General features: G+C 59.4%; 21 protein-coding genes and 2 pseudogenes. 19 read left to right on the top strand and 4 right to left on the bottom strand.

Features of this window, described 5'->3' with window-relative positions; translation table 11 throughout:
* Positions 1 to 120: 120 nt before the first annotated feature.
* The 3 genes from KI235_RS22150 to KI235_RS22140 all read left to right on the top strand — a co-directional run bounded on the left by KI235_RS22150 (position 121) and on the right by KI235_RS22140 (position 3171).
* Entirely contained in the window at positions 121 to 975 is an 855-nt protein-coding gene (locus KI235_RS22150) for a glycine betaine ABC transporter substrate-binding protein (protein ID WP_003204447.1), read from the top strand.
* Between the two features lie 229 nt (positions 976 to 1204).
* Positions 1205 to 1516 carry a DUF485 domain-containing protein gene (locus KI235_RS22145; RefSeq protein WP_003204445.1) on the top strand — a complete coding sequence of 104 codons (312 nt, stop codon included), beginning with the start codon at positions 1205 to 1207 and terminating at the stop codon, positions 1514 to 1516.
* The gene (locus KI235_RS22140) at positions 1513 to 3171 is read left to right on the top strand and encodes a cation/acetate symporter ActP (protein ID WP_003204443.1); all 1659 of its coding nucleotides are present in this window, start codon (positions 1513 to 1515) and stop codon (positions 3169 to 3171) included. The genes KI235_RS22145 and KI235_RS22140 overlap by 4 nt, the downstream gene beginning before the upstream one ends.
* Positions 3172 to 3477: 306 nt before the next feature.
* On the opposite strand, the gene gltA is transcribed toward KI235_RS22140, so the two are convergent.
* A complete protein-coding gene (gene gltA, locus KI235_RS22135) occupies positions 3478 to 4767 on the bottom strand; it encodes a citrate synthase (RefSeq protein WP_003204440.1) in 1290 nt (429 codons plus the stop codon).
* A gap of 365 nt (positions 4768 to 5132) precedes the next feature.
* Between gltA and sdhC the strand changes: the two genes are divergently transcribed.
* From sdhC to KI235_RS22080, 11 genes are all read left to right on the top strand, one after another.
* Positions 5133 to 5507, top strand: a complete 375-nt coding sequence (gene sdhC / locus KI235_RS22130) for a succinate dehydrogenase, cytochrome b556 subunit (protein ID WP_003179220.1) — start codon at positions 5133 to 5135, stop codon at positions 5505 to 5507.
* Positions 5501 to 5869 (top strand): succinate dehydrogenase, hydrophobic membrane anchor protein, encoded by a 369-nt coding sequence (sdhD, locus tag KI235_RS22125; protein WP_003204438.1) that lies wholly within the window; start codon positions 5501 to 5503, stop codon positions 5867 to 5869. The genes sdhC and sdhD overlap by 7 nt, the downstream gene beginning before the upstream one ends.
* A 3-nt stretch (positions 5870 to 5872) precedes the next feature.
* On the top strand, positions 5873 to 7645 hold the full coding sequence (gene sdhA, locus KI235_RS22120; RefSeq protein ID WP_003204436.1) for a succinate dehydrogenase flavoprotein subunit: 1773 nt from the start codon (positions 5873 to 5875) through the stop codon (positions 7643 to 7645).
* An 11-nt stretch (positions 7646 to 7656) separates the two neighbouring features.
* Positions 7657 to 8361 carry a succinate dehydrogenase iron-sulfur subunit gene (locus KI235_RS22115; protein ID WP_003204434.1) on the top strand — a complete coding sequence of 235 codons (705 nt, stop codon included), beginning with the start codon at positions 7657 to 7659 and terminating at the stop codon, positions 8359 to 8361.
* Between the two features lie 262 nt (positions 8362 to 8623).
* Entirely contained in the window at positions 8624 to 11455 is a 2832-nt protein-coding gene (locus KI235_RS22110; protein WP_003204433.1) for a 2-oxoglutarate dehydrogenase E1 component, read from the top strand.
* A 44-nt stretch (positions 11456 to 11499) separates the two neighbouring features.
* A complete protein-coding gene (odhB, locus tag KI235_RS22105; protein WP_053163102.1) occupies positions 11500 to 12723 on the top strand; it encodes a 2-oxoglutarate dehydrogenase complex dihydrolipoyllysine-residue succinyltransferase in 1224 nt (407 codons plus the stop codon).
* Positions 12724 to 12836: 113 nt separating this feature from the next.
* Entirely contained in the window at positions 12837 to 14273 is a 1437-nt protein-coding gene (gene lpdA, locus KI235_RS22100) for a dihydrolipoyl dehydrogenase (RefSeq protein ID WP_003204429.1), read from the top strand.
* 196 nt (positions 14274 to 14469) lie between these two features.
* Complete coding sequence (sucC, locus tag KI235_RS22095) at positions 14470 to 15636, top strand: ADP-forming succinate--CoA ligase subunit beta (protein ID WP_003179235.1); 1167 nt, start codon at positions 14470 to 14472, stop codon at positions 15634 to 15636.
* A complete protein-coding gene (gene sucD, locus KI235_RS22090) occupies positions 15636 to 16520 on the top strand; it encodes a succinate--CoA ligase subunit alpha (protein WP_003179236.1) in 885 nt (294 codons plus the stop codon). The genes sucC and sucD overlap by 1 nt, the downstream gene beginning before the upstream one ends.
* A gap of 446 nt (positions 16521 to 16966) precedes the next feature.
* Complete coding sequence (gene brnQ / locus KI235_RS22085) at positions 16967 to 18280, top strand: branched-chain amino acid transport system II carrier protein (protein WP_003204426.1); 1314 nt, start codon at positions 16967 to 16969, stop codon at positions 18278 to 18280.
* A gap of 233 nt (positions 18281 to 18513) precedes the next feature.
* Entirely contained in the window at positions 18514 to 19251 is a 738-nt protein-coding gene (locus KI235_RS22080) for a DUF599 family protein (RefSeq protein WP_003204424.1), read from the top strand.
* Between the two features lie 72 nt (positions 19252 to 19323).
* Here the strand turns inward: KI235_RS22080 and KI235_RS22075 are convergent, their stop codons facing one another.
* On the bottom strand, positions 19324 to 19572 hold the full coding sequence (locus KI235_RS22075; protein ID WP_003204422.1) for a hypothetical protein: 249 nt from the start codon (positions 19570 to 19572) through the stop codon (positions 19324 to 19326).
* A gap of 157 nt (positions 19573 to 19729) precedes the next feature.
* Between KI235_RS22075 and KI235_RS22070 the strand changes: the two genes are divergently transcribed.
* A complete protein-coding gene (locus KI235_RS22070) occupies positions 19730 to 20206 on the top strand; it encodes a PaaI family thioesterase (protein WP_003204420.1) in 477 nt (158 codons plus the stop codon).
* On the top strand, positions 20203 to 20664 hold the full coding sequence (locus KI235_RS22065; RefSeq protein WP_003204417.1) for a PaaI family thioesterase: 462 nt from the start codon (positions 20203 to 20205) through the stop codon (positions 20662 to 20664). The genes KI235_RS22070 and KI235_RS22065 overlap by 4 nt, the downstream gene beginning before the upstream one ends.
* A gap of 5 nt (positions 20665 to 20669) precedes the next feature.
* On the opposite strand, the gene KI235_RS22060 is transcribed toward KI235_RS22065, so the two are convergent.
* Positions 20670 to 21557 carry a DMT family transporter gene (locus tag KI235_RS22060; RefSeq protein ID WP_003204414.1) on the bottom strand — a complete coding sequence of 296 codons (888 nt, stop codon included), beginning with the start codon at positions 21555 to 21557 and terminating at the stop codon, positions 20670 to 20672.
* A 124-nt stretch (positions 21558 to 21681) separates the two neighbouring features.
* On the opposite strand from KI235_RS22060, the pseudogene KI235_RS22055 reads away from it, so the two are divergent.
* From KI235_RS22055 to KI235_RS22045, 3 genes and pseudogenes are all read left to right on the top strand, one after another.
* Positions 21682 to 21795, top strand: a pseudogene (locus tag KI235_RS22055) (PaaI family thioesterase); the annotation flags it as partial.
* 87 nt (positions 21796 to 21882) lie between these two features.
* Positions 21883 to 23787 (top strand): molecular chaperone HtpG, encoded by a 1905-nt coding sequence (htpG, locus tag KI235_RS22050; protein ID WP_003204412.1) that lies wholly within the window; start codon positions 21883 to 21885, stop codon positions 23785 to 23787.
* A 69-nt stretch (positions 23788 to 23856) separates the two neighbouring features.
* Positions 23857 to 24584: pseudogene (locus KI235_RS22045) on the top strand (dienelactone hydrolase family protein).
* A gap of 141 nt (positions 24585 to 24725) precedes the next feature.
* On the opposite strand, the gene KI235_RS22040 reads toward KI235_RS22045, so the two are convergent.
* On the bottom strand, positions 24726 to 25586 hold the full coding sequence (locus tag KI235_RS22040) for a pirin family protein (RefSeq protein ID WP_003204409.1): 861 nt from the start codon (positions 25584 to 25586) through the stop codon (positions 24726 to 24728).
* Positions 25587 to 25669 lie beyond the last annotated feature (83 nt).

The raw sequence follows: 25669 nt of genomic DNA, 5'->3' as shown, positions 1-25669 counted from the left end.
CAGTACTCCACTGGCGTTCAGACCGGTTTGAGGGCGAGCGTGATGGGGGCGCTGAGCATCATAACTATACGTTGACGCCGCCCGGCATCCGTCGGGCGCAGCACTTTCGGGGAAGTAACGATGAAGATGCGACGACTCTTGGGCGCAGGTGCCGCACTGGTACTGGCCATCAGTTCCACCTTGGCCAGCGCCGAAACCAAAACCCTGAGCATCGGTTACGTTGACGGCTGGTCCGACAGCGTCGCGACCACCCACGTGGCCGCCGAAGTGATCAAGCAGAAACTCGGTTATGACGTGAAGCTGCAAGCGGTCGCGACCGGGATCATGTGGCAAGGCGTGGCCACCGGTAAGCTCGACGCGATGCTCTCGGCCTGGCTGCCGGTGACTCACGGCGACTATTGGACGAAGAACAAGGACCAGGTGGTCGACTACGGCCCCAACTTCAAGGACGCCAAAATCGGCCTGATCGTGCCGGAGTACGTCAAGGCCAAGTCGCTCGAGGATCTGAAAACCGACGACTCCTTCAAGAAGCGCATCGTCGGCATCGACGCCGGTTCAGGTGTAATGCTCAAGACCGAACAGGCCATCAAGGATTACGACCTGACCGGTTATCAACTCAAGGCCAGTTCCGGCGCCGGCATGATTGCCGAGCTGACCCGTGCCGAGAAGAAAAACGAATCCATCGCCGTCACCGGTTGGGTGCCGCACTGGATGTTCGCCAAGTGGAAACTGCGCTTCCTGGAAGACCCGAAAGGCGTCTACGGCGCGGCTGAAACCGTGAACAGCATCGGCAGCAAGGAACTGGAGGCCAAGGCACCGGAAGTGGTCGCGTTCCTGAAGAAATTCCAATGGTCTTCGAAAGACGAGATTGGCGAAGTCATGCTGGCGATCCAGGAAGGTGCCAAGCCTGAAGCCGCCGCCAAGGACTGGGTTGCCAAGCACCCGGACCGCGTGAAGGAGTGGACCGGCAAGTAATCGGCCTGGTTTAGCTGTTCCGAAAAACCGCATGGCCGTGTGTCATGCGGTTTTTTTGTGCCCGCAATTCTGAGCGCAACGCAAACCCCTGTGGGAGGGGCTTGGTTTTTTTTGCGGAAAACTGGCAGAACCGTCATGTCGTTCTAATACTAAGGTCGTCTGGAACCTGGCCTTGAGCCGCATAGAGTAGGGCTGTTCCAATTAAATCTGTGCTGCGAGGATAAAAACAATGAACGACAGCATTTACCTCTCGATTCAAAACAGCCCGCGCTTCAAGGAGCTGGTGAGAAAACGGGAAAAGTTCGCCTGGATTCTCTCGGCGATCATGCTTGGGCTGTATTCCGGCTTCATTCTTCTGATCGCCTACGGGCCACACATTCTCGGGGCCAAGATCACGCCTGAGTCCACCATCACCTGGGGCATTCCCATCGGTGTCGGCCTGATTGTCTCGGCCTTCGTCCTGACCGCTATCTACGTACGACGCGCCAATGGCGAGTTCGACGACCTGAACAATGCGATTCTCAAGGAGGCTCAGCAATGATCCGGCGTCTACTGGCTCTATTGAGCATCGCAGCGTTCGCCCCGGGCGTCTGGGCGGCTGAAGCCCTGACCGGTGCCGTGCAGAAACAACCCCTCAACGTCGCGGCTATCCTGATGTTCGTGGCCTTCGTCGGCGCGACTTTATATATCACCTACTGGGCGTCCAAGAAAAACAACTCGGCGGCCGACTACTATGCGGCCGGCGGCAAGATCACCGGTTTCCAGAATGGCCTGGCCATTGCCGGTGACTACATGTCGGCGGCGTCCTTCCTGGGGATCTCCGCACTGGTGTTCGCCTCCGGCTACGACGGTCTGATCTACTCGATCGGCTTCCTGGTGGGCTGGCCGATCATCCTGTTCCTGATTGCTGAACGCTTGCGTAACCTGGGTAAGTACACCTTTGCCGACGTGGCGTCCTATCGCCTTGGGCAAACCCAGATCCGCAGTCTGTCCGCCTGTGGCTCGCTGGTCGTGGTGGCGTTCTACCTGATCGCGCAAATGGTCGGTGCCGGCAAGCTGATCCAGCTGCTGTTCGGCCTGGACTACCACGTTGCGGTGATCCTGGTGGGCATCCTGATGTGCCTCTACGTGTTGTTCGGCGGCATGCTGGCCACCACCTGGGTACAGATCATCAAGGCAGTGCTGTTGCTGTCGGGTGCTTCGTTCATGGCCCTGATGGTCATGAAGCACGTCAACTTCGACTTCAACATGCTGTTTGCCGAAGCGGTCAAGGTTCACCCTAAAGGTGAGGCGATCATGAGCCCTGGCGGCCTGGTGAAGGATCCGGTCTCGGCCTTCTCCCTGGGTCTGGCGCTGATGTTCGGTACCGCTGGCCTGCCGCATATCCTGATGCGCTTCTTCACCGTGAGCGACGCCAAGGAAGCGCGCAAGAGCGTGCTGTATGCCACCGGCTTCATCGGTTACTTCTACATCCTGACCTTCATCATCGGCTTCGGCGCGATCCTGCTGGTCAGCACCAACCCGGTCTTCAAGGACGCGGCAGGTGCCTTGCTCGGTGGTAACAACATGGCGGCGGTGCACCTGGCCAACGCTGTGGGCGGCAGTATCTTCCTGGGCTTCATCTCGGCGGTAGCCTTTGCCACCATCCTGGCGGTCGTCGCGGGCCTGACCCTGGCCGGTGCCTCGGCGGTGTCCCATGACCTGTATGCCAGCGTGATCAAGAAAGGCAAGGCAAACGAGAAGGACGAGATTCGCGTCTCGAAAATCACCACCATCGCCCTGGCGGTGCTGGCGATCGGCCTGGGCATCCTGTTCGAGAAGCAGAACATCGCGTTCATGGTGGGCCTGGCGTTCTCCATCGCGGCGAGCTGCAACTTCCCGGTACTGCTGCTTTCGATGTACTGGAAGAAGCTGACCACCCGTGGCGCCATGATTGGCGGCTGGCTGGGCCTGGTCAGTGCCGTGGGCCTTATGATCCTCGGCCCGACCATCTGGGTGCAGATCATGGGTCACGAGAAGGCGATCTTCCCGTATGAATACCCTGCGCTGTTCTCGATGGCCATTGCCTTCGTCGGCATCTGGTTCTTCTCCATTACCGACAAGTCGGCTGAAGGTGCAAACGAGCGGGCGCTGTTCTTCCCGCAGTTCGTGCGTTCGCAGACTGGCCTGGGGGCGAGTGGGGCGGTTAACCACTGATGCGCCAGTAAGCTGCAAGCGTTGTGTTTGAAGAAATACCCCTGTCGAGAGGCTGGGGTATTTTTTTGTGCCGGGTTTATGAGGGGGTGCAGATCTGCCGCCATTGTCGGAACGCCGCCCGGAGCGATCTCCCCCCCTGTGGGAGCGTACATAGATCCAGTGTGGGAGCGAGCTTGCTCGCGATGCGCCGGGCCTGTCACCGCAGCTTCTGGATCAGACAAAGAGGGCACAAACAAAACAGCCCCTGCTCTTATATAAGAAGCAGGGGCTGTTCGGTGCAGCTTGGGACCTATAGCAAGGCAGGTCTTACTTGCGGTCTTCCAGCTGGGTGATGTCACGCGACTCGTAGCCGGTGTACAGCTGGCGCGGGCGGCCGATCTTGTACGGGCTGGAGAGCATTTCCTTCCAGTGGGAGATCCAGCCGACGGTCCGCGCCAGGGCGAAGATCACGGTGAACATGCTGGTTGGAATGCCGATCGCCTTGAGGATGATCCCCGAGTAGAAGTCGACGTTCGGGTACAGCGAGCGCTCGATGAAGTACGGGTCGGTCAGGGCGATCTCTTCCAGGCGCATGGCCAGTTCGAGTTGCGGATCGTTCTTGATCCCCAGTTCCTTGAGCACTTCGTCGCAGGTCTGCTTCATGACGGTGGCGCGCGGGTCGCGGTTCTTGTAGACCCGGTGACCGAAGCCCATCAGCTTGAACGGATCGTTCTTGTCCTTGGCCTTGGCGATGAACTTGTCGATGTTCGAGACATCGCCGATTTCATCGAGCATGGTCAGTACCGCTTCGTTGGCACCGCCGTGGGCAGGGCCCCAGAGTGCGGCGATACCGGCGGCGATACAGGCGAACGGGTTGGCACCCGAGGAGCCGGCCAGGCGCACGGTGGACGTGGAGGCGTTCTGCTCGTGGTCGGCATGGAGGATGAAGATCCGGTCCATGGCCTTGGCGAGCACCGGGCTGATCGGTTTGATCTCGCACGGGGTGTTGAACATCATATGCAGGAAGTTCTCTGCATAGGTCAGGTCGTTGCGCGGGTACATCATGGGCTGGCCCATGGAGTACTTGTAGACCATCGCTGCCAGGGTCGGCATCTTCGCCACCAGGCGGATCGCGGAGATTTCGCGATGCTGGGGGTTATTGATGTCCAGGGAGTCGTGGTAGAAGGCCGAGAGGGCGCCGACAACGCCGCACATGACGGCCATCGGGTGGGCATCGCGACGGAAGCCGTTGAAGAAGGTCTTCAACTGCTCGTGAACCATGGTGTGGTTCTTCACGGTGCTGACGAACTGGGCCTTTTGCTCTGCGGTTGGCAGCTCGCCGTTGAGCAGCAGGTAGCAGGTTTCCAGGTAGTCCGATTTTTCAGCCAGTTGCTCGATCGGGTAGCCGCGGTGCAGCAGGATGCCGTTGTCGCCGTCGATATAGGTGATTTTCGATTCGCACGAGGCGGTCGACATGAAACCTGGGTCAAAGGTGAAACGGCCCGTGGCCGTCAGGCCCCGTACGTCGATTACATCGGGACCAACGGTGCCGGTTAAAATGGGCAGCTCGACGGGGGCTGCGCCCTCGATGATCAACTGCGCTTTTTTGTCAGCCATGTGGCCTCCTATTAATGCTTGAAATCATCAGACAGACCCCCCACGCAGGGCCCGCACCACTATAGTGAGATAAATTCGAAAGTCAATTTGCCTAAAGTCTTGCTCCAGAAGGCTTTAACCGGACTTTTTCCGCGAAATTACCTGCCGTTTACGCCTTTTGCGTCGTATGTGCAATGCGCTATTAGGGGAAGGTGAACGCGTTGTCATTAGTAGCCTAACTGTCTATACTCGGCCACCGACCGCCAGGGGCTTTTGGGCCTGCTTTCTTGGGGGTCGTCACTCCCTGGGTGGTGAGTACCTGACCAGTGCGCGCCCCAACAACTTTGCCCTGATTGTTAGGGGCTCTTCAGTGTGAAAAAAAAGCCGTGAAAAGCCAACGACCTGTAAACCTAGACCTAAGGACCATCAAACTCCCAGTCACTGCTTACACGTCCATTCTTCACCGTATTTCCGGTGTCATCCTCTTCGTCAGCCTGGCCATCATGCTTTATGCATTGGACAAGTCGCTCGATTCGGAAGAAGGCTTCGGTCAGGTGAAAGCGTGTCTGACCAGTCCGCTAGCCAAGCTAGTGATTTGGGGCATCCTGTCCGCCTTGCTGTATCACTTGGTTGCCGGTGTGCGCCATTTGATCATGGACATGGGCATCGGTGAGACGCTGGAAGGCGGCAAGCTGGGCTCGAAAATCATTATCGCCGTGTCTGCGGTGCTGATCGTTCTGGCAGGAGTCTGGATATGGTAACCAACGTCACGAACCTTTCGCGTTCGGGCCTCTATGACTGGATGGCGCAGCGTGTGTCTGCGGTCGTTCTCGCGGCTTACTTCATCTTCCTGATCGGATATGTCGTAGCAAACCCAGGCCTGGGCTACGCCCAATGGCATGAACTGTTCGCAAACAACTGGATGCGTATCTTCAGTCTGCTGGCACTTGTTGCACTGGGCGCTCACGCCTGGGTCGGCATGTGGACCATCGCGACCGACTACCTGACGCCAATGGCGTTCGGCAAGTCGGCGACTGCCGTACGTTTCCTCTTCCAGGCAGTATGCGGCGTTGCGATGTTCGCTTACTTCGTCTGGGGTGTGCAGATTCTCTGGGGTATCTGATCCATGGCTAACATTCCAACGATTTCTTTCGACGCCATCATCATTGGTGGTGGCGGTGCCGGCATGCGCGCAGCGCTGCAACTGGCACAGGGCGGTCACAAGACTGCCGTGATCACCAAGGTTTTCCCGACCCGTTCGCACACTGTTTCCGCCCAGGGCGGCATCACCTGCGCCATCGCTTCGGCCGACCCGAACGATGACTGGCGCTGGCACATGTACGATACCGTCAAGGGTTCCGACTACATCGGTGACCAGGACGCTATCGAGTACATGTGTCAGGAAGGCCCGGCTGCGGTGTTCGAGCTGGACCACATGGGCATGCCATTCTCGCGTACCGAGCAAGGTCGTATCTACCAGCGTCCGTTCGGTGGCCAGTCCAAGGACTACGGCAAGGGCGGCCAGGCTGCACGTACTTGCGCGGCGTCCGACCGTACCGGTCACGCGCTGCTGCACACCCTGTACCAGGGCAACCTGAAAGCCGGTACCACGTTCCTGAACGAGTACTACGCCGTTGACCTGGTGAAAAACCAGGACGGCGCCTTCGTCGGCGTGATCGCGATCTGCATCGAAACCGGCGAAACCACCTACATCCGCGCCAAGGCCACCGTACTGGCGACCGGCGGTGCAGGCCGTATCTACGCATCCACCACCAATGCCCTGATCAACACCGGTGACGGCGTCGGCATGGCCCTGCGTGCTGGCGTGCCGGTACAAGACATCGAAATGTGGCAGTTCCACCCGACCGGCATCGCCGGCGCCGGTGTACTGGTGACCGAAGGTTGCCGTGGTGAAGGTGGTTACCTGATCAACAAGCACGGCGAGCGTTTCATGGAGCGTTATGCTCCGAACGCCAAGGACCTTGCCGGTCGTGACGTGGTTGCCCGTTCGATGGTTAAAGAAATCATCGCTGGCAACGGTTGCGGTCCGAATGGCGACCACGTGATGCTCAAGCTCGACCACCTGGGCGAGGAAGTGCTGCACAGCCGCCTGCCAGGCATCTGCGAACTGTCCAAGACCTTCGCTCACGTCGACCCGGTCGTTGCGCCAGTTCCAGTGGTTCCAACCTGCCACTATATGATGGGCGGCGTTGCCACCAACATTCATGGCCAGGCGATCACCCAGAACGCCGAAGGCGTGGACGCAATCATCCCTGGCCTGTTCGCAGTGGGTGAAGTGGCTTGCGTATCGGTCCACGGTGCCAACCGTCTGGGCGGCAACTCGTTGCTCGACCTGGTGGTCTTCGGTCGCGCTGCCGGCCTGCACCTGGAAAAAGCGCTGTCCGACGGTATCGAATATGACGATGCCACCGACGCCAACATCGAAGCTGCCCTGGCGCGTCTGTCCGCTCTGAACGAGCGTACCGAAGGCGAAGACGTGGCGACCCTGCGTCGTGAGTTGCAAAACTGCATGCAGAACTACTTCGGTGTATTCCGTACCGGCGAATACATGCAGAAGGGTATTGCCCAGCTGGCGCAATTGCGTGAACGAATCGCCAACGTGAAGATCAACGATAAGTCGCAGGCGTTCAACACTGCCCGTATCGAAGCGCTGGAATTGCAGAACCTGCTGGAAGTGGCCGAAGCCACCGCCATCGCCGCAGAAGTGCGTAAAGAGTCCCGTGGCGCCCACGCCCGCGAAGACTTCGAAGACCGTGACGACGAAAACTGGCTGTGCCACACCTTGTACTTCCCGGGTGAAAAACGCGTCGCCAAGCGTGCCGTGAACTTCTCGCCGAAGACTGTTCCGACTTTCGAACCAAAAGTCCGGACTTATTAAGGGTGACCGCTATGTTGCAAGTCAGTGTTTATCGCTACAACCCTGATCAGGACGCTGCGCCGTTCATGCAGGACTTCCAGGTCGATACCGGTGGTAAAGACCTGATGGTGCTGGACGTGCTGGCCCTGATCAAAGAGCAGGACGAGGGTTTCTCCTATCGTCGCTCTTGCCGTGAGGGCGTTTGCGGCTCCGACGGCATGAACATCAACGGCAAGAACGGCCTGGCGTGCATCACGCCGCTGTCTGCCGTGGTCAAGGGCAACAAGCTGATCGTTCGTCCGCTGCCAGGTTTGCCGGTTATCCGTGACCTGGTCGTCGATATGAGCATCTTCTACAAGCAATACGAGAAGGTGAAGCCATTCCTGCAGAACGACACGCCGGCTCCGGCCATCGAGCGTCTGCAGACTCCTGAAGAGCGTGAGAAGCTCGACGGTCTGTACGAGTGCATCCTGTGCGCTTGCTGCTCGACCTCGTGCCCATCGTTCTGGTGGAACCCGGACAAGTTCCTGGGCCCGGCCGCCCTGCTGCAAGCGTACCGCTTCCTGGCAGACAGCCGTGACACCAAGACGTCCGAGCGTCTGGCTTCGCTGGATGATCCGTTCAGCGTATTCCGCTGCCGCGGGATCATGAACTGCGTCAACGTTTGTCCAAAAGGCCTGAACCCGACTAAGGCCATCGGTCACATTCGTAACATGCTGCTGCAAAGCGGCGTTTGATTCAGCTGCTGTACCCGTAGGACCGTTGTACCCGTAAAGGCCAGGGCGCGGGCTTCAACCCGCGTCATGGCTATAACCAGAACAGCCGCTCACAAAGCGGCAGTTCTTATTTTGAAGAAATGAGACAAGCAGGGGCATCCGGGCTGGTACCCGGACTATCAGCGTGATCCTAAGTGGCTTGTTTTAGTCGCTGCACTCGGACTTCTGCAAGTTTGCTCGGTGTTTTCGCCGGTGGTGTTCCCCTAATCGAGGGTGACCAAGCATGCAAGAAAGCGTGATGCAGCGCATGTGGAACAGTGCCCACCTTTCCGGTGGTAACGCTGCCTATGTGGAAGAGCTTTACGAGCTCTACCTGCACGACCCTAACGCTGTGCCAGAAGAATGGCGCACCTACTTTCAGAAGTTGCCGGCTGACGGTAACTCTGCCACTGATGTTTCGCACTCGACGATTCGCGATCATTTCGTGCTGCTGGCGAAGAACCAGCGCCGCGCTCAACCGGTGTCTGCCGGCAGCGTGAGCTCCGAGCACGAGAAGAAGCAAGTTGAAGTATTGCGACTGATCCAGGCCTACCGGATGCGTGGCCACCAGGCAGCCCAGCTTGACCCGCTGGGACTGTGGCAGCGTCCTGCACCTGCAGACCTGTCGATCACTCACTACGGCTTGACCAATGCCGACCTTGATACGACCTTCCGTGCCGGCGACCTGTTCATCGGCAAAGAGGAAGCGAGCCTACGCGAAATTCACGAAGCGTTGCAGCAGACATATTGCCGCACCATCGGCGCTGAATTTACGCATATCACCGATTCCGAGCAGCGCCAGTGGTTCCAGCAGCGTCTGGAAAGCGTTCGTGGCCGTCCGACGTACTCCGCCGACATCAAGAGCCACTTGCTCGAGCGCGTCACCGCCGGTGAAGGCCTGGAGAAATACCTGGGTACCAAATACCCGGGCACCAAGCGTTTCGGCCTGGAAGGCGGCGAGAGCCTGATTCCAATGCTCGATGAGCTGATCCAGCGTTCCGGTTCCTACGGCACCAAGGAAGTTGTCATCGGCATGGCCCACCGTGGCCGCCTGAACGTACTGGTCAACACCTTCGGCAAGAACCCGCGCGAGCTGTTCGACGAGTTCGAAGGCAAGAAGAAGGTCGAACTGGGTTCCGGTGACGTGAAGTACCACCAGGGCTTCTCGTCCAACGTAATGACCACAGGTGGCGAAGTCCACCTGGCCATGGCCTTCAACCCGTCCCACCTGGAAATCGTTTCCCCGGTGGTCGAGGGTTCGGTCCGTGCGCGCCAGGATCGTCGCAACGATCCGACCGGCGAGAAGGTGCTGCCGATCTCCATCCACGGTGACGCGGCATTCGCCGGTCAAGGCGTGGTCATGGAAACCTTCCAGATGTCGCAGACCCGCGGTTTCAAGACCGGCGGTACCGTGCACATCGTGATCAACAACCAGGTCGGTTTCACCATCAGCAACCCGGAAGACTCGCGCTCTACCGAGTACGCAACCGACGTTGCGAAAATGATCCAGGCGCCGATTCTCCATGTGAATGGCGATGACCCGGAAGCCGTGCTGTTCGTGACCCAGTTGGCCATCGACTACCGCATGCAGTACAAGCGCGACGTGGTGATCGACCTGGTCTGCTACCGTCGTCGCGGCCACAACGAGGCCGACGAGCCAAGCGGTACTCAACCGCTGATGTACCAGCAGATCGCCAAGCAGCGCACCACCCGTGAGCTGTATGCCGAGCGCCTGACCCAGGGCGGTGTGCTGGATGCAGCGCGCGTCCAGGAAAAAGTCGATGAATATCGCAATGCCCTGGATAACGGCCTGCACGTTGTAAAAAGCCTGGTCAAAGAGCCGAACAAAGAGCTGTTCGTGGACTGGCGTCCGTACCTGGGCCACGCCTGGACCGCGCGTCACGACACCCGTTTCGACCTCAAGACCCTGCAGGAACTGTCCGCCAAGCTGTTGGAAATCCCGGACGGCTTCGTGGTTCAGCGCCAGGTCGCGAAAATCTACGAAGACCGGCAGAAGATGCAAGCCGGCGGCCTGCCGATCAACTGGGGTTATGCCGAAACCATGGCGTACGCGACCCTGGCATTCGAAGGTCACCCGGTGCGCATCACCGGCCAGGACGTAGGCCGCGGCACTTTCTCGCACCGCCACGCGGCGCTGCACAACCAGAAAGACGCCAGCACCTACATCCCGCTGCAACACCTGTACAAAGGCCAGCCACGTTTCGACCTGTACGATTCGCTGCTGTCCGAAGAAGCCGTCCTGGCGTTCGAATATGGCTACTCCACCACCGAGCCGAATGCGCTGGTGATCTGGGAAGCCCAGTTCGGCGACTTCGCCAACGGTGCCCAGGTGGTTGTCGACCAGTTCATCACCAGTGGCGAACACAAGTGGGGCCGTCTCTGCGGTCTGACCATGCTGTTGCCGCACGGTTATGAAGGGCAGGGGCCGGAGCACTCTTCGGCACGTCTGGAGCGTTACCTGCAGTTGTGCGCCGAGCACAACGTCCAGGTCTGCGTACCGACGACGCCGGCACAGATCTACCACCTGCTGCGTCGTCAGGTCATCCGTCCGCTGCGCAAGCCGCTGATCGTGCTGACACCCAAGTCGCTGCTGCGTCACAAACTGGCGATCTCCACGCTCGAGGATCTGGCCGAAGGCTCGTTCCAGACCGTTATTTCGGAAATCGACACCCTGGATGCGGCGAAGGTGACTCGCCTGGTCCTGTGCAGCGGCAAGGTCTACTACGACCTGCTGGAAAAACGTCGTGCCGAAGGCCGCGAAGACATCGCTATCGTGCGTATCGAGCAGCTTTACCCGTTCCCGGAAGAAGACCTGATGGAGGCCATCGCGCCTTACACCAACCTCACCCATGTGGTGTGGTGTCAGGAAGAACCGATGAACCAAGGCGCTTGGTACAGCAGCCAGCATCACCTGCGTCGCAGCATCGGCAACCATAACAAGGCCCTGGTCTTGGAGTATGCCGGCCGTGATGCTTCCGCTGCACCTGCGTGTGGTTATGCGTCGATGCACGCCGAGCAGCAGGAAAAACTGCTGCAAGATGCCTTCACTGTTTAACGCCTTCGCGCTGACTGAAACCGAATTTTAAGGACCCACAGATAATGGCTATCGAAATCAAAGCCCCGTCATTCCCGGAATCGGTTGCCGATGGCACCGTTGCCACCTGGCACAAGAAACCAGGCGAGGCCGTCAAGCGTGACGACCTGATCGTCGACATCGAGACCGACAAGGTCGTGCTGGAAGTATTGGCCGAAGCTGACGGCGTGCTGGGCGCAATCATTGCCGAGGAGGGCGCTACCGTTCTGTCGAACCAGGTCCTGGGCTCGATCGAAGAAGGCGGTGCTGCCGCTGCTGCTCCGGCCGCCGCTGCTGCACCGGCTGCCGCCCAGGCCGCCGCGCCAGCCGCTGGTGGCGAAGACGATCCAGTCGCTGCCCCTGCTGCGCGCAAGCTGGCTGAAGAGAACGGCATCAACATCGCTTCCGTTGCCGGCACCGGCAAGGGTGGTCGCGTGACCAAGGAAGACGTGGTTGCAGCCGTTGCCGCCAAGAAAGCCGCTCCAGCCGCCGCGCCAGCCAAGCCTGCCGCACCTGCCGCTGCCGCTCCGGTGTTCGCTGCCGGTGACCGCGTTGAAAAACGCGTTCCGATGACCCGCGTTCGCGCTACCGTGGCCAAGCGTCTGGTAGAAGCCCAGTCGAACATGGCGATGCTGACCACCTTCAACGAAGTCGACATGACCGAAGTCATGGCCCTGCGTTCGAAGTACAAGGATCTGTTCGAGAAGTCCCACAATGGCGTACGCCTGGGCTTCATGTCGTTCTTCGTCAAGGCTGCCACCGAAGCGCTGAAACGTTTCCCGGCCGTCAACGCGTCGATCGACGGTTCCGACATCGTCTACCACGGCTACGCCGACATCGGTGTCGCTGTTTCCAGCGACCGTGGCCTGGTGGTTCCGGTACTGCGCAACGCCGAACTGATGAGCCTGGCCGAAATCGAAGGCGGCATCGCCACCTTCGGCAAGAAGGCCCGTGACGGCAAGCTGTCCATCGAAGAGATGACCGGCGGTACGTTCACCATCACCAACGGTGGTACATTCGGTTCGATGATGTCGACCCCGATCGTCAACCCGCCGCAAGCGGCTATCCTGGGCATGCACAACATTCTGCAGCGTCCTATGGCGATCAATGGTCAAGTCGTGATTCGTCCGATGATGTACCTGGCACTGTCCTACGATCACCGCCTGATCGACGGTAAAGAAGCCGTGACGTTCCTGGTAACCATCAAGAACCTGCTTGAAGATCCGGCTCGTCTGCTGCTGGATATCTGATTTTCGCCGCGAGGGCCGGTCTGTTTTGACCGGCCTCTTGCTGAAACAACCGGTTTCGTCCCTCGACGGTCATCACAAGTGACCGTCCGGTTTGATTCGAAAAGGAATGACTCATGACTCAGAAATTCGACGTGGTAGTGATTGGTGCGGGCCCTGGCGGCTACGTAGCGGCCATCAAGGCTGCGCAACTGGGCCTTACCACTGCCTGCATCGAGAAATACACCGACAAGGAGGGCAAGCTGGCCCTCGGCGGTACTTGCCTGAACGTCGGCTGCATTCCTTCCAAGGCGCTGCTGGACAGCTCCTGGAAGTTCCACGAAGCCCAAGACGGCTTCGCGATCCACGGCATCAGCACGGGCGACGTGAAGATGGACGTGCCGGCGATGGTGGGTCGCAAGGCCAACATCGTCAAGAACCTGACCAGCGGTGTTGCCACCCTGTTCAAGGCCAACGGCGTGACTTCGATCCAAGGCCACGGCAAGCTGCTGATGGGCAAGAAAGTCGAAGTGACCAAGCCAGACGGCTCGGTTGAAGTGATCGAAGCCGAGAACGTCATCCTGGCACCAGGCTCGCGTCCGATCGACATTCCACCGGCTCCGGTCGACCAGAACGTGATCGTCGATTCCACCGGTGCCCTGGAATTCCAGACCGTGCCAAAACGCCTGGGCGTGATCGGCGCTGGCGTGATCGGCCTCGAGCTGGGTTCGGTATGGTCGCGCCTGGGTGCGCAAGTGACCGTACTGGAAGCCCTCGATACCTTCCTGATGGCCGCTGACGCTGCGGTTTCCAAGGAAGCGCTGAAAACCCTGACCAAACAGGGCCTGGACATCAAGCTGGGCGCTCGCGTGACCGGTTCGAAGGTCAACGGCGAAGAAGTCGTGGTGACCTACACCGACACCAACGGCGAACAGACCATCACCTTCGACAAGCTGATCGTCGCGGTCGGCCGTCGTCCTGTGACCACTGACCTGCTGGCTGCCGATAGCGGCGTGGAAATCGACGAGCGCGGCTTCATTGCCGTCGACGACCAGTGCGCAACCGCGGTACCGGGCGTCTTCGCCATCGGTGACGTGGTTCGCGGCATGATGCTGGCACACAAGGCATCCGAAGAAGGCATCATGGTTGTCGAGCGCATCAAGGGCCACAAAGCCCAGATGAACTACGACCTGATCCCTTCGGTTATCTACACCCACCCGGAAATCGCATGGGTTGGCAAGACCGAGCAGGCCTTGAAAGCCGAAGGCGTTGAAGTTAACGTCGGCACCTTCCCGTTCGCAGCCAGTGGCCGTGCCATGGCAGCCAACGATACCGGTGGTTTCGTGAAAGTCATCGCCGATGCCAAGACGGATCGCGTATTGGGCGTTCACGTCATTGGCCCAAGCGCTGCCGAGCTGGTACAGCAAGGCGCGATCGGCATGGAATTCGGCACCAGCGCTGAAGATCTGGGCATGATGGTCTTCTCCCATCCGACCCTGTCCGAAGCCTTGCACGAAGCGGCCCTGGCCGTAAATGGCGGCGCCATCCACGTGGCCAACCGCAAGAAGCGTTAATAGACAATAAGAAACCACGGCGGTTTGGCCCGTCGTGAGCCTTGCGAGCAAGACTCACCGCGGAATATCCGCTGGACGCAGCCTTGCGTAGCCGAACCGGTTAACCGGAACGCTACGCAAGCAGCAGTCACAGGTGGTGCGGCACCAGAACGGTGCAGCACCGAATGCGCAGTACCTAACGAAGACGGTAATAAGCATGAATCTTCACGAGTATCAGGGTAAGCAGCTGTTCGCTGAGTACGGCCTGCCAGTATCCACCGGTTACGCGGTAGACACCCCGGAAGCGGCAGCAGAAGCTTGCGACAAAATCGGCGGCAGCGAATGGGTTGTCAAAGCCCAGGTTCACGCCGGTGGTCGCGGTAAAGCGGGCGGCGTCAAGCTGGTTCGCAGCAAAGAAGACGCCAAAGCCTTCGCACAGCAGTGGCTGGGCAAGCGTCTGGTGACTTACCAGACTGACGCCAACGGTCAGCCAGTCACCAAGATCCTGGTTGAATCGTGCACTGATATCGCTAAAGAGCTGTACCTGGGCGCTGTCGTTGACCGTTCGAGCCGCCGCATCGTGTTCATGGCTTCCACCGAAGGTGGCGTGGACATCGAGAAAATCGCTCACGATACCCCTGAGAAAATCCTCAAGGCCACCATCGATCCACTGGTTGGCGCACAGCCATTCCAGGGTCGCGAGCTGGCATTCCAGCTGGGCCTGGAAGGCAAGCAGGTCACTCAATTCGCCAAGATCTTCGTAGGTCTGGCCAAGCTGTTCCAGGACCACGACCTGGCACTGCTGGAAGTGAACCCGCTGGTGATCAAGGCCGACGGCGACCTGCACTGCCTCGATGCCAAGATCAACATCGATGCCAACGCCATGTACCGTCAGCCTAAGCTGAAGACTTTCCACGATCCGTCGCAAGACGATCCGCGCGAAGCGCACGCTGCCAAGTTCGAACTGAACTACGTGGCCCTGGAAGGTAACATCGGCTGCATGGTCAACGGTGCCGGCCTGGCCATGGGTACCATGGACATCGTCAACCTGCATGGCGGCAAGCCAGCCAACTTCCTCGACGTGGGCGGTGGTGCTACCAAGGAACGCGTAACCGAAGCGTTCAAGATCATCCTGTCCGACACCAACGTCGCTGCAGTACTGGTCAACATCTTCGGCGGCATCGTTCGCTGCGACATGATTGCCGAAGGCATCATCGGCGCCGTGAAAGAAGTTGGCGTGAAAATCCCGGTTGTTGTTCGCCTTGAAGGCAACAACGCTGAGCTGGGCGCTAAAGTACTGGCAGAAAGCGGTTTGAACATCATCGCTGCTACCAGCCTGACCGACGCTGCTCAACAAGTTGTCAAAGCTGCGGAGGGCAAATAATGAGCGTCCTGATCAATAAAGACACCAAGGTTATCTGCCAGGGTATTACCGGTTCGCAAGGTAGTTTCCACACCCAGCAAGCCATCGAATACGGCACCAAGATGGTTGGCGGCGTAACACCGGGCAAGGGCGGCACCGAGCACCTGGGCCTGCCAGTGTTCAACACCGTGAAAGACGCTGTAGCTGCCACTGGCGCCACCGCCAGCGTGATCTACGTTCCAGCTCCTTTCTGCAAGGACTCCATCCTTGAAGCAGCGTTCGGCGGCATCAAGCTGATCGTCTGCATCACCGAAGGCATCCCGACCATCGACATGCTGGAAGCCAAGGTCAAGTGCGACGAGCTGGGTATCACCCTGATCGGCCCTAACTGCCCAGGCGTGATCACTCCAGGCGAATGCAAGATCGGCATCATGCCAGGTCACATTCACTTGCCAGGCAAGGTCGGTATCGTTTCCCGTTCCGGCACCCTGACCTACGAAGCTGTGAAGCAGACCACTGACGCCGGTTTCGGTCAGTCGACTTGCGTCGGCATCGGCGGTGACCCGATCCCAGGCTCGAACTTCATCGACATCCTGAAGCTGTTCCAGGAAGACCCGAAGACCGAAGCGATCGTCATGATCGGTGAGATCGGCGGTTCGGCTGAAGAAGAAGCGGCTGCCTACATCAAGGCCAACGTGACCAAGCCGGTTGTTTCCTACATCGCTGGTGTGACTGCTCCTCCGGGCAAGCGCATGGGCCATGCTGGCGCAATCATCTCTGGCGGCAAAGGTACTGCAGACGAGAAATTCGCTGCACTGCAAGACGCAGGCGTGAAAACCGTGCGTTCGCTGGCAGACATCGGCAAGGCCCTGGCTGAGCTGACTGGCTGGGAAATGAAGAAGTAAGCTTCGGCTGACCTTTTCGTTCCAGCAACAAAGGCCACCTTCGGGTGGCCTTTGTCGTTTCCGGCACTGTTGAAGCAAGGCTTTGTGAGAACAAGGCCCTGTGGGAGCAAGGCTTGCCCGCGATGCAGGCGACTCAGTTCTATCTGTCAGTTCACGCTGACGCTATCGCGGGCAAGCCTTGCTCCCCAGATAAAGGCCCTTACAGCAAGGGGCTTCGCAGGAAAATAGATACGTAAACGCGACACGCGAACGTCGCGCATCGGATAGTTCGCCCCTTAACAGTGCGTTCTCTCGCTAAATTCGTTAGGCTAGCAGCCATTTTTGCGACCGCTGCCCACAAGGAAGCGCCGCGCTAAACGGGTCGGTCCCATACGGATCGGCAGCATTTCCCTCACCCATAAGGGAAATCCCTCTCTAAATTCCGATTCAGTAGTGTGGTTTCCTTAATGAAAGTGTTGAAAGGCCAGGACATCCTGGCGCTTGGTTTCATGACATTTGCCCTGTTCGTCGGGGCCGGCAACATCATCTTCCCGCCTATCGTCGGCTTGCAGTCCGGACCTCATGTCTGGATGGCGGCGCTGGGCTTTTTGATCACGGCGGTCGGGCTACCGGTCATCACGGTCGTTGCACTGGCCAAGGTGGGCGGTGCGATGGACGCCTTGAGCAGCCCCATCGGCAAGCTCGCCGGTGGTGTACTGGCGGCAGTGTGCTACCTGGCCGTCGGCCCGTTGTTCGCCACGCCGCGTACCGCCACCGTTTCGTTCGAAGTCGGCCTGGCGCCGTTGACCGGTGAAAGCCCGCTGGCGCTGTTCCTCTACAGCGCAGTGTATTTCCTGCTGGTGTTTTTCATCTCGCTCTATCCGGGCCGTCTGCTGGACACCGTCGGGCGCTTCCTCGCGCCACTGAAGATCATCGCCCTGGCCGTGCTCGGCATCGCGGCGTTTGCCTTGCCCGCGGGTGATATCGGCGTGGCGACCCCCGAGTACATCGCGGCACCGTTCTCCCAAGGGTTCATCAATGGCTACCTGACCATGGATACCCTGGGCGCCTTGGTGTTCGGCATTGTCATCGTCAACGCGATCCGTTCCCGGGGCGTCGAGTCGCCGGCCTTGATCACCCGCTATGCGATCATCGCCGGGCTGATCGCCGGGGTGGGCCTGGCGCTGGTCTACGTCAGCCTGTTCCGCCTGGGTTCGGGCAGCCATGAAGTGGCCGTGGGCGCAACCAACGGCGCCGCTGTGCTGCATGCCTACGTGCAACACACCTTCGGCAGCCTGGGCAGCGGTTTCCTTGCGGTGTTGATCTCCCTGGCGTGCCTGGTGACCGCAGTCGGCCTGACCTGCGCCTGCGCCGAGTACTTCAGCCGCGTCCTGCCGCTGTCCTACAAGACCTTGGTCGTGATCCTGGCGGCTTTTTCGCTGCTGGTGTCCAACCTGGGCCTGACCAAGCTGATCGCGTTCTCGATTCCGGTCCTCACCGCGATCTATCCGCCGTGCATCGCCCTGGTGGCCCTGAGCTTCTGCAAGGACTTCTGGCACGAGCAGGGGCGCATCGTTGGCCCGGTGATGCTGGTGTCGTTCCTGTTTGGCCTGATCGATGCGCTCAAGGGGGCCGGCCTGGTGGACTGGATGCCGGCGCAACTGGCCCACCTGCCGCTGAGCGAGCAGGGCCTGGCCTGGCTGGTGCCTTCGGTGATGACCCTGGCGGTCGCGGTGGTGTGCGATCGCCTGCTGGGCAAGCGCAGCGAAGCCTTGGCTTAAGCGACAACGGGCAGATCCATCGGCAAGAACTGAAATGCCCCGTATCAATCGATACGGGGCATTTTTTTTGAGTGCAGTGTCTTTTTCCGTGGACTGTGGGAGCGAGCCTGCTCGCGATAGCGTTGGAACTGCCGACATCGAAGTGAAAGTTATACCGCTATCGCGAGCAGGCTCGCTCCCACAGGGTTCGCTGATACTATTGCCACAGATTTTGTTTCGTCACAGGAAATCGAATGTCATTCATCCAAGCCAACCTGATCCACCTGCTTGCCGCCGCCTGGTTCATCATCTGCTGGGCGGGCTACACCCGTTATGCCTCTTGGAAGGCGCGCGACACGGCGTGCCTGGCCAGCGTGATGCACCTGTACCGCGAAGACTGGATGCGCCGCATGTTGCTGCGTGAGAACCGTATCGCCGATGCCAGCGTGATCGGCAACCTGGAGCGCAATGCATCCTTCTTCGCCTCCAGCACGCTGATCATCCTGGCCGGTATCCTGACGGTACTCGGGGCATCTGATCGGGCGGTGTCGTTGCTGGCGGACATACCGATGGTGCAGCAGGCTTCCCAGGGCATGGCGGAGGTCAAGTTGCTGTGCCTGGCACTGGTGTTCGTGTATGCGTTCTTCACGTTCAGCTGGTGCATGCGCCAATACAACTTTGCGGCAGTGCTGATTGGCTCGGCGCCGATGATCGGCGAGCGCCATGTGTCGGAGCAGGAGCGCAAGGCCTTTGCGCTGAGGGCGGCGCGAGTGATCTCCATGGCCGCCAACCAGTTCAACTTCGGCCTGCGTGCCTATTACTTCGGCATGACCATGTTGGCGTGGTTCGTCAGCCCGTGGTTATTCATGCTGATGAGTGCTGGTGTGGTGTTCGTGCTGTATCAGCGCGAGTTTCACTCCGATGTGCTGGACGTGATGGTCTATACCCCCACCGAAGCGCCAGTGTCCGAGGTGGGCAAGGAAGCGGCCTGACAGGCGTCGCCGCCAAATCGCAGGCAAAAGAAAACCCGCACCAGGCGGGTTTTCTCTACTGCTAAAACCGTATCAGTTGGTTTTAGGCGCGGTAGCAGGTGCTTCCTGCTGGGCGGCGCTGTTCGATTCAGACTGAGCTTTGGCGGCTTCGGCGTTTTCTTTCGCCGCGTCGTTCACTTTATCCTGTGCTTTGTTCATGTCTTGCTGAGCTTGCTCAGCGTGTTGTTGGGCATCTTGAGCTTTGTCCTCGGATTTTTTATCGCAGGCAGCGAGGCCGAGGGAGGCGGCCAACATCAAGGCAATAGCAAAAGTCTTACGCATGGGGTGTTTCTCCTTATGGAAATAACTACTGGCCTTTTGAACGCCGCCCCTCGGATTAAGTTCCTGTTGCGTAACAGATATATAACTTTGCACTGCAATGGAACTTTGTGCATTGCGCCTGTTTTCAGGTCTCGTCACTCATTGGAGCGCTAATCGAATGGCCGAAGACCCCGTTTTTGAGCGTGCGACACGTTTTTTATCCGCACTCAGGCATTGCCAGGTGCTGGGCTTGAAGTTGCACAGTGCCAGTCGTGACGGGCTGACGGTCATCCTGCCGTTCAGCCCGCAAATCGTCGGCAATCCACTGACGGGCATCATCCACGGCGGGGCCTTGACCTCATTGATGGACACCGCGTGCGGCATGTCGACCTTATGTGTGCTGCCGCAATTCGAAGTCTGTCCCACCCTCGACCTGCGCATCGACTACATGCACGCCGCCGAGCCCCATAAGGATGTCTACGGCTTCGCGCAATGCTACCGAGTCACCCCGGACGTGATCTTCACCCGGGGTTTCGCCTATCAGGACGATCCCGAACAACCCATCGCCCATGTGGTGGGTACCTTCATGCGCCTGGGCCAGCATGCCAGGGGAATAGGGAAGGGCGGCCCGATGACCGCTGTGGGCCAGCCATGACCGATATCACTCAGGAACAACTGCGCCGCGCTTGCGAGCAGGGCGACTACGCGCTGCTGCTCGCTTCGATCCCCTATGCCCAACTCATCGGCGTCCAATGCACGCGCCAGGGCGACGACTTGTTGTTTCGCCTGCCGGCCAACAAAGACAACATTGGTAACCCTTTACTGCCGGCCATCCATGGTGGGGTCATCGCCGGTTTCATGGAACTGGCCGCTGCCGTGCATCTGTTGATCGCCACCGGCACGCCAGGCATACCGAAAATCATCGATTTTTCCCTGGATTACCTGCGCACCGGGCAGTTTCGCGACACCTATGCCAAATGCCAGGTCTGGCGCCAGGGCCGGCGGGTCGCCAACGTCGCGATCACCGCCTGGCAAGACGTCGAGGCCGAACCCATCGCCACTGCCCGGGCGCATTTCAAGATCCAGGAGCCGTCAAAACCGGATCGCCCTTGAACTGATCACTCAGAGCTCGGTGAAGTTGATGATGGCATGTTCTTTTGTTCGACCCGGAAGGTCAGATAGTTTGAGGCGAAGATAATCACTGCGCCGACCAGTACCCAGATTTCGAGAGGCTCGCCGTAGAGAAAAAAACCAACGACGGCAATGAGCGGCACCCTGAAAAAATCAATCGGGATGGCAATGGAGGCTTCCATGACGCTGAGCGCCTTGGCCATGGCGAAGTGCGCACTTAAACCTGTTATGCCCAACAGCAGGATCCAGGGGATGCAGGCAAGCGTAGGGGTACGCCATTGTGCCAGGGACAGGCCAAGGCCCAAGGGCAATTGTAGAAGCACCATCCAGATCACGATGATGGCGGGACTGCTGGTCAACGTCAGTTTTTTCACCATGATGATGGATGTTGCATAGCCCATGGCGGCCAGAAGAACGATAAACGCGGCGGGTTCGATGCTATCAAGGCCGGGCCTTAGAACGACCAGGACGCCCAGGAAACCGCCGATGGCGCCGAATACCCTGGCGGTGGAGAGTTTTTCCTTCAAGAATAAAAACGCCAGGAGGGAAACCCATATCGGCGTGGTGAACTCCAGGGCAAAGACCTTGACCAACGGAAGCGATGCCACGCCAATGGTCCAGGCATATTGTCCGGCGAAGTGAACCGCGTTCCTGCCAATCTGCAGGCCCAGGTCACGGGCTTGTTTGAGCTTGGCGCGCTGTTGGTAAATAACCGGAAAAATAATGATCAGTCCGACCAAGGACCTGAAAAACAGGATCTCGAAGATCGACATGAACTTGGAAAGCTCTCGGGCCGCGACAGCCATGCCTATGAATGAAAGCAGGCTTGCTGCCATCCATAATGCTCCACCTGATGGCAGCTTTACCTGATGCATTGATGCTCCTTTTTACTCGGCCATTGTTCTTCGTGAACCGCCGTCGGGTATTAAAGCAGCGATTATCCGTGGCTCAGGCAATTTCTTCGCAACACATTTCCATCAGTACCCGGCCAGGTGCCAGAGGCGGGTGGCCAACGTCGCAATCACCACCTGGCAAGACGTCGAGGCCGAACCCATCGCCACTGCCCAGGCGCATTTCAAGATCCAGGAGCCGTCAAAACCGGATCGCCCTTGAAATCATCAGCGTTGCCCCCACCTTGAGGACATCCCGCCGCCAATCTCAGCGAGGCGGACACCACCATCCACTTGGAGTTTGATGACCATGAGCGTGGAAACTCAAAAGGAAACCCTGGGCTTCCAGACCGAGGTGAAGCAACTGCTGCACCTGATGATTCACTCGCTGTATTCCAATAAGGAAATTTTCCTTCGCGAGTTGATTTCGAACGCCTCTGACGCTGTCGACAAATTACGTTTCGAAGCCCTTTCCAAGCCTGAATTGCTGGAAGGCGGCGCTGAGCTGAAAATCCGTGTGAGCTTCGACAAGGACGCGAAAACCGTCACCCTCGAAGACAACGGCATCGGCATGAGCCGCGAAGAGGTGATCACGCACCTGGGCACTATCGCCAAGTCTGGCACTGCCGATTTCATGAAGAACCTGTCCGGCGACCAGAAGAAAGATTCCCACCTGATCGGCCAGTTCGGCGTCGGTTTCTATTCCGCGTTCATCGTTGCCGACCAGGTCGAAGTGTTCAGTCGCCGTGCCGGCCTCGCTGCGAGCGAAGGCGTGCACTGGTCGTCCAAGGGCGAGGGCGAGTTTGAAGTCGCCACCATCGACAAGGCTGATCGCGGTACCCGCATCGTGCTGCACCTCAAGTCCGGTGAAGACGAGTTCGCCGATGGCTGGCGCTTGCGCAACATCATCAAGAAGTACTCCGACCACATCGCGCTGCCGATCGAGCTGCCGAAGGAAGTCACCGCTGCCGAAGGCGAAGAAAAGCCTGAAGTGGAATGGGAAACCGTCAACCGCGCCAGTGCCTTGTGGACCCGTCCGCGCACCGAGGTGAAAGACGAGGAATACCAGGAGTTCTACAAGCACATCGCCCACGACTTCGAGAACCCGCTGAGCTGGAGCCATAACAAGGTCGAAGGCAAGCTGGAGTACAACTCGCTGCTGTACGTGCCGGCCCGTGCACCGTTCGACCTGTACCAGCGCGAAGCGCCACGCGGCCTGAAGCTGTACGTGCAGCGCGTGTTCGTGATGGACCAGGCCGAATCGTTCCTGCCGCTGTACCTGCGCTTCATCAAGGGTGTGGTGGACTCCAACGATTTGTCGCTGAACGTTTCGCGGGAAATCCTGCAGAAAGATCCGATCATCGATTCCATGAAGTCGGCACTGACCAAGCGCGTGCTGGACATGCTGGAAAAACTGGCCAAGAACGAGCCCGAGCAGTACAAGAGCTTCTGGAAAAACTTCGGCCAGGTGATGAAAGAAGGCCCGGCCGAGGACTTCGCCAACAAAGAGAAGATCGCCGGCCTGCTGCGCTTTGCGTCGACCCAAGGTGATGATGGCGAGCAGATCGTTGGCCTGGCCGATTACCTGGCTCGCGCCAAGGAAGGTCAGGACAAGATCTACTACCTGACCGGTGAAACTTATGCACAGGTCAAGAACAGCCCGCACCTGGAAGTCTTCCGCAAGAAAGGCATCGAAGTGCTGCTGCTGACCGACCGCATCGACGAGTGGCTGATGAGCTACCTCAACGAGTTCGACGGCAAGAGCTTTGTCGACGTGGCCCGTGGTGACCTGGACCTCGGCAACCTGGATTCGGAAGAAGACAAGAAAGCCGCCGAAGAAGTCGCCAAGAGCAAGGAAGGCCTGGTCGAGCGGATCAAGACGGCCCTGGGCGATGCTGTCAGCGAAGTGCGTGTCTCGCACCGCCTGACCGATTCCCCGGCGATCCTGGCCATCGGTGAGCAGGACCTGGGCCTGCAAATGCGCCAGATCCTCGAAGCCAGCGGCCAGAAAGTCCCGGACTCCAAGCCGATCTTCGAATTCAACCCGGCGCACCCGCTGGTGGAAAAACTCGACAACGAGCAGAGCGAAGAGCGTTTCGGCGATCTGTCGCACATCCTGTTCGACCAAGCGGCCCTGGCGGCTGGCGACAGCCTGAAGGACCCGGCGGCGTATGTGCGTCGCCTGAACAAGCTGCTGGTTGAACTGTCAGCTTAAACAAGTGCAGGAAAAACCCGCTTCGGCGGGTTTTTTCATTTCTGGTGTTCAGTCAAAAAGGAGTCCGTCATGAGTCAGGTTACGGTTCGTTCGCTGGTCTATCAGATCGAAGGTCAAACCTATGAAGGCCGCCTGGCCTTCGACGTCAGCCAACAGGGCTCGCGCCCGGGGTTGCTGATGGCGCCGAATTGGATGGGCGTAGGGGCGGGGGCGAGGACATCGCCAGATCGGTGGCGGCCAACGGTTATGTGGTGTTGATCGCCGACCTCTACGGGCAGACGGTCCGCCCGAGCAATGCCGATGAGGCGGGGGCGGCGATGATGCCCCTCAAGAACGACCGGGCGTTGTTGCGCAAGCGCATGCAGGCGGCGCTTGAGCAACTGCAGAGCCAGGGCGAAGCGCAGGTCGACGCTTCCAGGCTGGCCACGTTCGGCTTTTGCTTCGGGGGTTGCTGCGCCCTGGAACTGGCCCGCAGCGGCGCACCGCTGAAGGCGGCGATTTCCTTCCACGGCACCCTGGATACACCGAACCCGGCCGATGCGCAGAACATCAAGGGCGCGGTGTTGGTCATGCATGGCGCCTCGGACCCGCTGGTGCCGAAAGAGCAGCTACCGGCCTTCGAAGATGAAATGGACGCCGCCGGGGTGGATTGGCAACTGCTGAGCTACGGCGGTGCGGTGCATTCGTTCACCGACCCGCAGGCCAATGTGCCGGGCAAGATGATGTACGACGCCAAGGTCGCCGGGCGGGCGTTCCGGTCGATGCATAACTTGTTGGATGAAGTGTTCAGGGGCTGAGATTGGGGCGTTTGATACAAAACCATCGCGAGCAAACTCGCTCCCACATTTGACCGGGGGGGTCGCAGCACTTGCGAACGACACCGATCCAGTGTGGGAGCGAGCTTGCTCGCGATGACTGCCTGACAGGCAACCTTGAATCTAGGGCAATTCGATCCGCTCGCTTTCCCCCGGCACCGTCGGCCAGTCCCCAGCCGCCCAGCGCCGGCGGGCTTCATCGATCCGGGCCGGGTCGCTGGAGACGAAGTTCCAGTTGATCCGTCGCGGCCCGTCCAGGGGCGCACCGCCGAATAGCACGGCGTGGCAGTCACTGTCGGCAAACAGCGTCATTTCTTCCCCTGTCGGCAAGATCACCAGGGAACGGGCTTCTACCGGCTCGCCATCCAATAAGGCCTCGCCGCTCAGCACATACAGGGCTCGCTCTGCATGCTCGTTGGGAATCAACAAGGTCGTCGCGGTCTGCAGGTTCAATTCGGCATACAGCGTCGGCGACAGCACCGGCACTGGCGATTCCAGGCAAAAGCCTGACCCGGCGATCATCCGGATGCTGACCCCCAGGTTCTCGCTGACCGGCAGGCTCTGTGCCGGGTGATGGCTGTAGTGCCCGGGGCCTTGTTCATGGGCCTTGGGCGAGGCCAGCCAGACTTGCAATCCGTGCATGACGAACGCGCTGCCCAGCAATGACTCGGGGGTGCGCTCGACGTGGGCGATGGCGCTGCCGGCGGTCATCCAGCTGACATCTCCGGCGTCCACCACCTGGTCGGAACCCAGGCTGTCCTTGTGCTGGAGTTTTCCTTCGAACAGGTAGGTGAGGGTGGACAGGCCGATATGCGGATGCTGGCGGATATTCATGCCTCTCCCGGCCGGGTAGGTGGTTTGCAGCATGTGATCGAAGAACACGAAAGGCCCGACGCTGCGGCATTTGGCGGACGGCAGTGGGCGAAGAATCGGCTGGCCTTCGACATCTTCGGCGCGGGGGCGAACGGTCAGGGGAGTGGTCATGTTGTCTTCCAGGTTGAACAACGGTTGCACGAAGCATAACCCGTCGCCGGCAGACGCGGCAGATACGCCTTGAACCCCGGCGG

Origin of the sequence: Pseudomonas sp. St386 (assembly GCF_018325865.1) — a bacterium.
Classification (GTDB): Bacteria; Pseudomonadota; Gammaproteobacteria; order Pseudomonadales; family Pseudomonadaceae; genus Aquipseudomonas; species Aquipseudomonas brassicacearum.
Note: the sequence above shows the minus strand (reverse complement) of the source record. Positions and strands in the feature narration are given on the sequence as shown.

Coding starts and splice junctions, on each gene's coding strand:
- KI235_RS22150 (WP_003204447.1), top strand. CDS start 121: ATGAAGATGCGACGACTCTTGGGCGCAGGTGCCGCACTGGTACTGGCC.
- KI235_RS22145 (WP_003204445.1), top strand. CDS start 1,205: ATGAACGACAGCATTTACCTCTCGATTCAAAACAGCCCGCGCTTCAAG.
- KI235_RS22140 (WP_003204443.1), top strand. CDS start 1,513: ATGATCCGGCGTCTACTGGCTCTATTGAGCATCGCAGCGTTCGCCCCG.
- gltA (WP_003204440.1), bottom strand. CDS start 4,767: ATGGCTGACAAAAAAGCGCAGTTGATCATCGAGGGCGCAGCCCCCGTC.
- sdhD (WP_003204438.1), top strand. CDS start 5,501: ATGGTAACCAACGTCACGAACCTTTCGCGTTCGGGCCTCTATGACTGG.
- sdhA (WP_003204436.1), top strand. CDS start 5,873: ATGGCTAACATTCCAACGATTTCTTTCGACGCCATCATCATTGGTGGT.
- KI235_RS22115 (WP_003204434.1), top strand. CDS start 7,657: ATGTTGCAAGTCAGTGTTTATCGCTACAACCCTGATCAGGACGCTGCG.
- KI235_RS22110 (WP_003204433.1), top strand. CDS start 8,624: ATGCAAGAAAGCGTGATGCAGCGCATGTGGAACAGTGCCCACCTTTCC.
- odhB (WP_053163102.1), top strand. CDS start 11,500: ATGGCTATCGAAATCAAAGCCCCGTCATTCCCGGAATCGGTTGCCGAT.
- lpdA (WP_003204429.1), top strand. CDS start 12,837: ATGACTCAGAAATTCGACGTGGTAGTGATTGGTGCGGGCCCTGGCGGC.
- sucC (WP_003179235.1), top strand. CDS start 14,470: ATGAATCTTCACGAGTATCAGGGTAAGCAGCTGTTCGCTGAGTACGGC.
- sucD (WP_003179236.1), top strand. CDS start 15,636: ATGAGCGTCCTGATCAATAAAGACACCAAGGTTATCTGCCAGGGTATT.
- brnQ (WP_003204426.1), top strand. CDS start 16,967: ATGAAAGTGTTGAAAGGCCAGGACATCCTGGCGCTTGGTTTCATGACA.
- KI235_RS22080 (WP_003204424.1), top strand. CDS start 18,514: ATGTCATTCATCCAAGCCAACCTGATCCACCTGCTTGCCGCCGCCTGG.
- KI235_RS22075 (WP_003204422.1), bottom strand. CDS start 19,572: ATGCGTAAGACTTTTGCTATTGCCTTGATGTTGGCCGCCTCCCTCGGC.
- KI235_RS22070 (WP_003204420.1), top strand. CDS start 19,730: ATGGCCGAAGACCCCGTTTTTGAGCGTGCGACACGTTTTTTATCCGCA.
- KI235_RS22065 (WP_003204417.1), top strand. CDS start 20,203: ATGACCGATATCACTCAGGAACAACTGCGCCGCGCTTGCGAGCAGGGC.
- KI235_RS22060 (WP_003204414.1), bottom strand. CDS start 21,557: ATGCATCAGGTAAAGCTGCCATCAGGTGGAGCATTATGGATGGCAGCA.
- htpG (WP_003204412.1), top strand. CDS start 21,883: ATGAGCGTGGAAACTCAAAAGGAAACCCTGGGCTTCCAGACCGAGGTG.
- KI235_RS22040 (WP_003204409.1), bottom strand. CDS start 25,586: ATGACCACTCCCCTGACCGTTCGCCCCCGCGCCGAAGATGTCGAAGGC.